8 protein-coding genes are annotated in these 7,304 nt (G+C 64.4%); 6 read left to right on the top strand and 2 right to left on the bottom strand.

Features of this window, described 5'->3' with window-relative positions; all coding sequences use genetic code 11:
- The 6 genes from QT222_RS19015 to QT222_RS18990 form a co-directional block, all read left to right on the top strand.
- A partial coding sequence (locus QT222_RS19015; protein ID WP_491478067.1) for an FAD-binding protein occupies positions 1-930 on the top strand: 930 nt, incomplete at its 5' end.
- Complete coding sequence (gene nadC / locus QT222_RS19010) at positions 917-1,723, top strand: carboxylating nicotinate-nucleotide diphosphorylase (RefSeq protein WP_004060073.1); 807 nt, start codon at positions 917-919, stop codon at positions 1,721-1,723. The genes QT222_RS19015 and nadC, both read left to right, overlap by 14 nt.
- A 60-nt stretch (positions 1,724-1,783) precedes the next feature.
- Complete coding sequence (locus QT222_RS19005; protein ID WP_491478066.1) at positions 1,784-2,983, top strand: MFS transporter; 1,200 nt, start codon at positions 1,784-1,786, stop codon at positions 2,981-2,983.
- Positions 2,984-3,082: 99 nt separating this feature from the next.
- Positions 3,083-3,880 carry an orotidine-5'-phosphate decarboxylase gene (gene pyrF, locus QT222_RS19000; protein WP_491478065.1) on the top strand — a complete coding sequence of 266 codons (798 nt, stop codon included), beginning with the start codon at positions 3,083-3,085 and terminating at the stop codon, positions 3,878-3,880.
- Positions 3,881-3,960: 80 nt separating this feature from the next.
- The gene (locus QT222_RS18995; protein WP_491478064.1) at positions 3,961-4,521 is read left to right on the top strand and encodes a J domain-containing protein; all 561 of its coding nucleotides are present in this window, start codon (positions 3,961-3,963) and stop codon (positions 4,519-4,521) included.
- Positions 4,522-4,807: 286 nt separating this feature from the next.
- Positions 4,808-6,412 carry a GTPBP1 family GTP-binding protein gene (locus tag QT222_RS18990; protein ID WP_491478063.1) on the top strand — a complete coding sequence of 535 codons (1,605 nt, stop codon included), beginning with the start codon at positions 4,808-4,810 and terminating at the stop codon, positions 6,410-6,412.
- Between the two features lie 24 nt (positions 6,413-6,436).
- Here the strand turns inward: QT222_RS18990 and QT222_RS18985 are convergent, their stop codons facing one another.
- Both QT222_RS18985 and QT222_RS18980 read right to left on the bottom strand, forming a co-directional pair.
- A complete protein-coding gene (locus QT222_RS18985) occupies positions 6,437-6,922 on the bottom strand; it encodes a double winged helix-containing putative transcriptional regulator (RefSeq protein ID WP_004060063.1) in 486 nt (161 codons plus the stop codon).
- Positions 6,919-7,236: a methenyltetrahydromethanopterin cyclohydrolase gene (locus QT222_RS18980; RefSeq protein WP_491478062.1), complete on the bottom strand. Its 318-nt coding sequence runs from the start codon at positions 7,234-7,236 to the stop codon at positions 6,919-6,921. The genes QT222_RS18985 and QT222_RS18980 overlap by 4 nt, the downstream gene beginning before the upstream one ends.
- Positions 7,237-7,304: the final 68 nt, after the last annotated feature.

Raw genomic sequence — 7,304 nt, 5'->3', positions numbered from 1 at the left:
AACCCGTCGGGCGCGACCGGAGACGGCGTCGCGATGGCCACCCTCGCGGGTGCGACCGTCTCGGACATGCAGTACGTGCAGTTCCACCCGACCGCGTACGACCCGGAAACCGACCCGTCCGCCGAGGAGTCGGCGCAACCGTTCCTCGTGAGCGAAGCCGTCCGCGGCGAGGGTGCTGTCCTGCGAGATGCCGACGGTCGGCGCTTCATGCCCGATGTCCACGAGGACGCCGAACTCGCACCCCGCGACGTGGTCTCCCGCGCCGTCGCTCGCGCCCGCGACCAAACCGGCCGAGTCGTCCTCGACGTCTCCGACATCGACTTCCGCGAAGCGTTCCCCGACCTCGCCGACCTGTGCGACGACCGCGGCGTCGACCTCGACGCCGGGATTCCAGTCGCTCCGAGCGAGCACTTCCTCTGTGGCGGCATCGCCGTCGACAAGCATGGGCAGACCTCGCTCGACCGACTGTTCGCCGCCGGTGAGTGCGCCCGAACCGGCGTCCACGGCGCGAACCGCCTCGCCTCGACGAGCCTTCTCGAAGGACTCGTCTGGGGCACCCGCGCTGGCGAGACGGCGGCAGCGCAAGGTCGTGGAAACGCGACTGTCGTCGAATATTCGCCGCCGCGAGATTCGGACCCGGCGCTCCCCGACGCGTTCGCGGACGCGAAGTTTGCTCGCCTCGGCAAGACGATGGACGAGTTCGTCGGCGTCGAGCGAACCCCGGACGGACTCGAAACCGCTCGGTCGCGGCTCCGCCGCTTGAAGGGCGAGGTCGACGCCTACGCCCGAACTCGCGTTTCGAGGTCGCTCTACGAACTCCGGAACGCCTGTATCTCGTCGCTTCTCGTCGCCCGCGCTGCCGCATCCGCACCGTCAGCTGGCTGTCACTCGCTCTCCGATTCGGAGGTGACTGCCAGTGCTGACGACTGAGACGGTCGAACGATGGTTGGCCGAAGATATCGGCCACCGGGACGTGACGAACCACGTTCCCGGTGAGACGACCGGACGACTCGTTGCAAAAGAATCGACGGTCGTCGCCGGACTGGACGCCGCGGTCGCGGTCTTCGACTACCTCGGAGTCGAGGCCGAACGGACGGTCGAAAACGGTGAGTCGGTCGACGCTGGCGACGTGGTCCTGCGCGCCGCAGGCGATGCACAGAACGTCTTCCGTGGAGAGCGCGCCGCGGCCAACGTCGTCGGCCACGCCTCGGGAGTCGCGACCGCGACCAGAGAGGCGGTCGACATCGTCCGAGAAGTATCCAACTCGGCTCGTGTTGCTGCAACCCGGAAGACGACGCCCGGTCTGCGCGGAGTCGAAAAACGGGCCGTCGTCGCCGGTGGCGGCGACACCCACCGACTCACGCTGTCCGGGATGGTCATGGTGAAAGACAACCATATCGCGGAACTCGGATTAGAGCAGGCGGTTCGACGGTTCGCCGAACGGAAATCGTTCGCAACGAAACTCGAAGTCGAAGTGGAGTCACCGGAGATGGGCGAGCGTGCCGCGGCCGCCGGTGCCGATATCGTCCTCTTCGACAACCTCCCGCCCGAACGCGTCCGCGAAGGTGTCGCCCGGCTACCGGACGATGTCATCTCGGAAGCCAGCGGCGGTATCACGCTAGAAACGCTCCAGTCGTACGCGGAGACCGGCGTCGATGTCGTCTCGATGGGGTGGCTCACACACAGTGCGCCGAGTTCGGATTTCTCGTTTAGAACAGGGTGATACCTCCCTGACTGTCACCGAACCGCCACGTTCATAACCGCGTGCAAAGTGGGTCGCACGATGACCGACCAGCGCACCGTCCGCGACTTCTCTGTGACTCCGGTCGCGAAGTATTACGCCTACAAGACGACTGAGTACGTCTCGTTTACCGCGGCGATTTGGATTCTATTCGTCAGGTCGCAGGGTCTCTCGTTTGCTGAAGTCGGTGCGCTCAACAGTATCTGGTGGCTCGCGCTGGTCGCCGGCGAGATTCCGACCGGGTACCTCGGTGACCGACTCGGCCGCCGGTCCGCGATGTCGTTGGGCACGGCCATCATCGCCATCTCGACAGTTGCGATGGGGCTGTCGCAGACGTTTCTCCAGTTCGCCGTCGTCTACGCCGCGTGGGCAATCGGCCAAACCTTCAGGTCGGGCAGCGACGATGCGTGGCTGTACGACCTACTGGAGGAAACGAGCGAGACACACGAGTTCGCCAATGTTCGCGGGCGAGCCACCGGAATTGGCCTCGCAATCGGGGCCGTGACGACACTCGCTGGCGGCGTACTCGCCGACGTAGCGAACTACTCGGTTCCCTTCTTCGCCACCGCAGTGGTGACAGCGCTCGGTATTCCGGTTCTGCTTTCGGTTCCCGAAACGGGTGACGGTGGCGGCGACTTCACCCCGCGGAAGGCGATTCGCGTCATCCGAAATCGACTGACTCAACCCCCACTTCGGAGCTTCGTGGTCTACTTCGCGCTCCTGTTTGGCGTCGTCAACATGGCGTACATCCTCGACCAGCCGATACTCCGTGCTGTCGCAGTGGACCTTGGTATCCCCGAGTCAGCGACAAATACGGCCGTGAGTACCTCGTATGCCGCCTTCTCGATTATCGCGGCGGGGGCAACCTACCGTTCCGGGGGGGTTAGCGACCGACTCGGCGTCCGGCGGTGGGTCCTCGTCTCGCCGCTTTTCGTCGCCGTGTCCTACGCCGTGCTCCCAATCTTCGGTCCACTGGCGTTCCCGGTATTTGCCGTCGTTCGCGGCGTAAACAACGTCTCGGGCGTCCTCGGAAACCAGTACATCAACGACCGTGTCGACTCGGTTGGGCGCGCAACCGTCCTCTCCGCCGCCGGGATGCTCTACTCGCTCGCCGTCGTTCCGTTCGAACTCGCGGGTGGTGTCGTCGCCGACGTGGTCTCTCCAACCGGCGCACTCGCCCTATTCGGCGGGGTTCTTGCGGTCGGTGCAGGCGTGTTGTGGGTTGTCGAACGCCCAATCTGAGTTTTCTTGTGTGCGGTTCCCTTGCGTACAGTTCCCAGCGACCTTCCCGGCTGCGACGAAGGGAAAACCCCTTACATACGGTCGTCGCACTCGCGGGCAATGGGCTTCTTTGACGACCTTCAGGACCGCATCGAGAAGGTGGACAGTGTCGTCTCGGTCGGACTCGACGCCGACCTCGACCGGATTCCCGAACACCTCCGCGACGAGGACCTGCCGCGGTGGGCGTTCAACCGCCGCATCATCGACGCGACGCACGAACACGCGGCGGCCTACAAGCCGAACGCGGCCTTCTACGAGGACGAAGACGGCTGGCGCTCGCTCCGCGAGACCATCGCCTACGCACACGGAAAGGATGTTCCCGTCCTCCTCGACGCCAAGCGCGCCGACATCGGCAACACGACGCGACAGTACGCGAACCTGCTTGACGACGCCGACGCCATCACCGTCAACCCCTACATGGGCCGCGATTCCATCCAACCGTTCCTCGCCCGCGAGGACAAGGGCGTGTTCGTCCTCTGTCGCACCTCTAACCCGGGCAGCGCGGACCTCCAGTCGCTCGAACTCGCCTCCGGAGAACCCCTGTACGAGCGCGTCGCGGCGCTCTGCGACCTCTGGAACGAAAACGACAACGTCGGACTCGTCGTCGGCGCGACCGGCCCCGAAGAGTTGGAAGACCTCCGCGAGCAGGTCCCCGACCTGCCGTTTCTCGTCCCCGGCGTCGGCGCACAGGGTGGCGACGCCGAGGCGGCAGTCGAGTACGGACTGGCAGACGGCGTCGGTCTCGTGAACTCCTCACGCGGCATCATCTTCACCGGCGAAGACCAGGGAGAACACTTCGACAAGGCTGCGGGACAGGCGGCGAAGCGACTCAAAGAGCGGCTGAACCAGTACCGGTAAGTCTGCGGAAATCACAGACTGGCACTGGACTGTACCGCTCTCGGCGGGACGTTTACCAGCGTGCGTCACCAACTACGTCCGTGGACCGAGACCGACTTATCATGGGCCTCGCGGCGGTGTTCGCGGGTATTACCATGCTCCTCGTCGTGTTGGCATTCGCCTACCGACAGCTGTTGTTGTTGTTGGTAGCTGTGCCCTTCGGCGCGACGACGTACTTCATGTACTCGGACGTGAGCGGCCGGTTCGAAGAACGGTTTAGACGGCGAGTTCAGGCGGATGCTGGCGGGGTCGGCTTTCAGTCGGGCGGTGGCGGCCCACAGCAGCGCGAAACCGGCGGGTTCGGTGCAGGGCCACGACGTGGTCCCCGAGAAGGCCCCGGTGCAGGACGGTTCGGGCGCGCCGGACGACAGGGTGGACCGCAAAGTGGCGCACGTACTGACCAGAACAGGGTTCGCCCACCTCGACGCGGGATGAGCCGAAAGAAGGCCCTCCGGACTCTCGGTCTCGACGCCGATGCCTCCTCCGAGGACGTGAAACGAGCGTACCGAGCGCGAGTGAAGGAGACGCATCCAGACGCCGAATCGGGCGACGAAGAGACGTTCAAGCGCGTCAACCGCGCCTACGAACGGCTCTCCGAGTGACGGGTTGCGAACTACTTTTCGAGTAACGGGCTACGAACGGCTTTTCAAGTACGAACTGTGCGTACCGAGTAGTCTACAGAAGGAACAAGGCGAGTGCCTCGGAGTCTCGCAAATCGCGCTGCGATTTGCTGGATACAGGAAATCGAAGATTACCCTTGACTTGACCCCGAGGCAGTTCACAGATTTCTGATAGCTGTTCGAGACGACGCCGTCTCAATTGTGGTATTGTATCATGGTAGTATCTACCGCGGAAAGCGTTTTCACGGTCGGTTTCCTACGGCTTTCCATGAGCGTGGATCGGTCTCTCCTCGAAGAGGCCCTCGAGCGCGGTGAGGAGGAAGGCGGAAGCGTCGAGTTCAAAGAACGCCTCACCCGTGCCGTTCACCTGTCCGACGGTCGGATGGAGTCGCTCGCGGCCCAACTCCGACACCGAGTGCTTTCCGGCGACGGCGTCGCCACCTACGTGGTCGGCGTCACCGACGACGGGGGCATTGCCGGTATCTCCCCCGATGACTTCTCCGAAACGATGGACGTGCTCTCCTTGCTCGCCGAGGAGGCAGGTGCTCACATCGAAGACGTAGAGACGTGGGGCGTCGGCGACGCCGCCGAACGCGGACTCGTCGGGGTCGCGACCATCCGCGAGGGTGCGATGCTAGATGTCGATGACGACCACATCGTCGTCGGCACTGCTGGCCACGTCGACCACGGCAAATCGACCCTCGTCGGGTCGCTCGTGACGGGACAAGCCGACAACGGAGACGGCGAGACGCGTTCGTTCCTCGACGTGCAGCCCCACGAGGTCGAACGCGGTCTGTCCGCGGACCTCTCGTATGCCGTCTACGGCTTCAGCGAGGACGGACCGATTCACATGCGGAATCCCCACCGCAAATCCGACCGAGCACAAATCGTCCAAGAGGCGGACCGATTGGTCTCGTTCGTCGACACCGTCGGCCACGAGCCGTGGCTCCGGACGACGATTCGCGGACTGGTCGGTCAGCGACTCGACTACGGGTTGCTCGTCGTCGCCGCCGACGACGGCCCGACGCGGACGACCCGCGAACACCTCGGCATCTTGCTGGCGATGGAACTCCCGACGGTCGTCGCCATCACGAAAGTCGACGCCGTCACCGACGAGCGCGTCGACGAAGTCGAACGCGAGGTCGAGCGACTCCTCCGCGACGTGGGACGGACGCCGCTCAGCGTCGCACGTCACGGTGTCGACGCCGCGGTCGACGAAATTAGCGAATCCGTCGTTCCGCTCGTACTGACAAGCGCCGTGACGATGGACGGATTGGAGGTTCTCGACCATCTTTTCGAGGCACTCCCGAAGCGCAGCGCCGCCGAAGGCGACTTCAAGATGTACATCGACCGGACGTACTCGGTCACCGGCGTCGGGGCAGTCGCCTCCGGCACGGTCAACTCCGGCGCGGTCGAAGCGGGCGACAAACTCCTCTTGGGACCGATGTCGGACGGGGAGTTCCGAGAGGTCGAAGTTCGCTCTATCGAGATGCACTACCACCGCGTCGACCGGGCCAACGCCGGTCGAATCGTCGGTATCGCGCTCAAGGGCGTCCGCGAATCCGAAATCGAACGCGGGATGGTGTTGCTCCCGGCGGACGCCGAACCGACAGCGGTCCGCGAGTTCGAAGCCGAAGTGATGGTGCTGAACCACCCGACGCGAATCCGGGAGGGCTACGAACCGGTCATCCACCTCGAAACCGTCTCCGAGGCGGCTATCTTCCACCCCGAGGGCGGCCAACTCCTCCCGGGCGACACGGGGGAGACACGCATCGAATTCAAGTTCCGGCCGTATTTCGTCGAAGAAGGGCAACGATTCGTCTTCCGTGAGGGTCGGTCGAAGGGCGTCGGAACGGTGACGAAGGTTGACTAGTTAGATAGCTGAGTAGCCGAATAACTAGGCGTCGACTGCGACGTACCCGCCGTCTTTCTGCGCTGCCACCCCGAACAGCACCGCCCAGTCGAGAAGCCGCGCGACCCGGTCGCGCCAGCGAGACTCCCAGCCTTCGGGGTCGCGGTGTCGTTCCCAGTTCGGGACCGTCGGTTCGAACGCCTCGAACACGTCGTCTGCCGAACGCGGGTCGTCGCCGAGAGCGTCGAGAACCTCCTGTGCGCCGAAGACGTGCTCGACAAACGCGGTTCTGAGTTCCTCTTTTTGCCGGTCGCCGCGGACGCGCTCGAAGCCACGGCTCACTTCGCGGGCGAGTCCGAGCGACTGACAGAATACCAGCCAGTCGCGGCCCTCGTCAGGTGTCACGTCCAGTCGCTCTGCTACTCGGCCGCAACAGTCGTCTTCGGACCCCGGAATCAGCGGGACGGCGCGGTGGGCATCCCACAGTCTGTCGAGCGAATCCGGGGCGGGCGGGACCGGCTTTCGCCTCACAGTCCGAACGATTCGGCGAGGATATCCTCGTCCGTCTCACCGAGCGTGTAGGTCGGCCCGTCGATAACGTCGATAGTAGCCTGTGCGGGACCGAACACGTCGGGGTCGACCTCGCCGAAGTCCCAGTCGGCGTCTTCGAAGAGTTGCTCGAACGGGACGGCGTAGTCTGCACCGGCGGTTGAAACGACGCCGTCGAACTCGTCGAAGGCCTCGGCGGCGGGTACGGGAACCCCCCCGCCGGAGGCGGCGGCGTCGGTCGTTCGGCCCCTCCCCCCACCCGTCTCTTTTACACAACTCCCCGCCCCCCAGACCAAAGGCAATCTCCTATTCCGGCCTCTTCTTTGAAAAAAAAAAAACATCACACTACTTCACGCCCTCAGCA

It is taken from the genome of Haloferax sp. s1 (assembly GCF_058382125.1).
This window is presented reverse-complemented; position numbering and strand designations above follow the sequence as displayed.

Excerpts from the sequence above, each read along its gene's own strand:
- pyrF (WP_491478065.1), top strand. The coding sequence starts at position 3,083 with ATGGGCTTCTTTGACGACCTTCAGGACCGCATCGAGAAGGTGGACAGT.
- QT222_RS18990 (WP_491478063.1), top strand. The coding sequence starts at position 4,808 with ATGAGCGTGGATCGGTCTCTCCTCGAAGAGGCCCTCGAGCGCGGTGAG.
- QT222_RS19005 (WP_491478066.1), top strand. The coding sequence starts at position 1,784 with ATGACCGACCAGCGCACCGTCCGCGACTTCTCTGTGACTCCGGTCGCG.